Origin of the sequence: Roseomonas sp. 18066, from assembly GCF_902706185.1 — a bacterium.
Taxonomy (GTDB): Bacteria; Pseudomonadota; Alphaproteobacteria; order Acetobacterales; family Acetobacteraceae; genus Pseudoroseomonas.
The window spans coordinates 1-2,067 of record NZ_CACSJM010000298.1; the positions used below are offsets into that span (position 1 = coordinate 1).

The following is a 2,067-nucleotide window of genomic DNA, read 5'->3' on the forward strand; positions in this document are numbered from 1 at the left end:
GGGTGGAGGCTCCGGGGGTGGAGACGTCGGAACCGGCGTCGGGGGCCGCATCGGGCCGAAGAGGATGGGGCGCGGACATGCCGACGACGACTCCAGTCATAAAAGCCCAGGACCTGCGGGCCGGGCGGATGTTGAGGCCGAAGCCCAGGGCCGCGACAGGACGGCCTTACACGGCGCGGCAGCCCCAGGCCACCGCCGGGAGTGAGACAGTTCCGGGGCGGCTGGCGGCAGTTCCGGGCCTGCCTAGGCCCGCATTATGACCGGGCTGTTGCCAGCCCTGCCGGCGCCAAAGGAACGCCGGTCGCAATTCCCGTCAACCAGGAAGCACGTCCCCGGTTTCACCCAGCTTAGCGCCGGGTGGTGGCGAAAAGGTAGCGGCGGCGCAACAACCCGGACCTGCGATACCGAGATAGGCGATGCGCCGCGCCTCCTGCCGCCCGCGCGTCACCGTGTCCAGGATCAGGCCGACGGCGATTGCGAGAAAGCTGAGCTGCAGGCAGCAGACCGAGGCGAGGAAGGTGGGCAGCCGCGGCACCAGCCCGCTCGACAGGTAGGTGGCGAAAACCGGCGCGAAAAACCCGATCGCGGCCAGCAGGAACAGCAGCGCCAGGGCGCCGAAGAAAGGCAGCGGCCGCTCGCGCTGCAGCAGGGCCAGGATGGTTGCGAGAATCCGCGCCCCGTCATGGAAGGTGCGCAGCTTGGAGGCCGATCCGGCTGGCCGTGCGCCATAGGCCGAGCGGAGCTCCCCGATCGGCATGCGCAGCTCCAGCGCATGCACGGTGAGCTCGGTCTCGATCTCGAAGCCGCCCGACAAAGCTGGGAAAGATTTCACGAAACGGCGGGACAGCAGGCGGTAGCCGGACAGCATGTCGGCCTGGCGGCGGCCGAAGATGGCGCTGGCCAGCCCGGTCAGCAGCCGGTTGCCCCAGGCATGGCCGGGGCGATAGGCGGCCTCGGCCTGGCCGACCCGCACCGCGGTGACCATGTCCAGCCGCTTCTCCAGCGCCAGCGCCAGCATCGCCGGCGCATCGGCCGCGTCATAGGTGCCGTCGCCATCGGCCATCAGGTAGAAATCGGCCTCGATGTCGGAGAACATCCGGCGCAGGACGTTGCCCTTGCCCTGCAGCACCTCCTCGCCGAGGCGGGCGCCGGCGGCGCGGGCGGCAGCGACCGTGCCGTCGGTCGAATTATTGTCGTAGACATGGATTTCCGCCCCCGGCAGGGCGGCGCGGAAGGCCGCGACGACGCCTCCGATGGCCACCGCCTCGTTGTGGCAGGGCAGCAGCACGGCGATGCGAGGGCTGGACATGGCGGGCGGCGCTCCGGCGTCAGCCTGCGACATGGGGTCGATCAGCCGGCGCGAAAGACGAAGCGGCGGCTGAGCAGGAAATTCCCCGCCATGCCCGCCAGCGACCCGGCGGCGACGCCGAGCACCGGATGGGCGGCGGCCAGCGGCAGATGGCCGACCAGCAGCGCATAGGTGCCGTAATTCACCGCGAAGCCCACCAGGTTGACCGCCAGGAACAGCGCCCATTGCCGCGCGGCGGGCGCGCCGGTCGCCTGGAAGGTCCAGGCCCGGTTCAGCGCCCAGTTCCCCGTGGCCGCGGCGACATAGGAGAAGACCCGGCCGAGATAGAGGCCGGCGCCAAGCTGCAGCGCGGCATAGAGCACCCCGGTATCGACCAGGAAGCCGAGGGTGCCGACCACGCCGAAGCGCAGCATCTGGCCGATCAGGGCCCGCTGGCCAGGGGAGAGGAGCCGTCGCATGCCGCCCCGTTAAAGCCTGCCGCGCCCGGCTTGGCGAGGGCGGCTGCGCGGCCCTGCTGAATTCCGCCGGAACCGCGGGGTTTCCGGGGGGGCGCCCCCTTGCATCCGGCAGGGCGCTCGGCTTCCCTTCGCCGCGCAAAGACGGGCCTCAGGCCCCGGGGAGACCGAGAATATGTTCCGACGCCAATTGCTCAACGGCGCCGCCGCCATCGCCGCCGCCGCCACCGGCCTGCCGCGGGCGGCCGGCGCCCAGACCAGCCCCGCCCCGACGAGCGCCACCCCGGGCGCGGCGCCCGCCGC

At 71.7% G+C, this 2,067-nt stretch carries 2 protein-coding genes; both read right to left on the reverse strand.

Annotated features, from left to right (window positions below):
* Nucleotides 1-313: 313 nt before the first annotated feature.
* A complete protein-coding gene (locus GVN67_RS28805) occupies nt 314-1,309 on the reverse strand; it encodes a glycosyltransferase (protein ID WP_235035609.1) in 996 nt (331 codons plus the stop codon).
* 41 nt (nt 1,310-1,350) lie between these two features.
* On the reverse strand, nt 1,351-1,767 hold the full coding sequence (locus GVN67_RS28810; protein WP_235035610.1) for a GtrA family protein: 417 nt from the start codon (nt 1,765-1,767) through the stop codon (nt 1,351-1,353).
* Nucleotides 1,768-2,067: the final 300 nt, after the last annotated feature.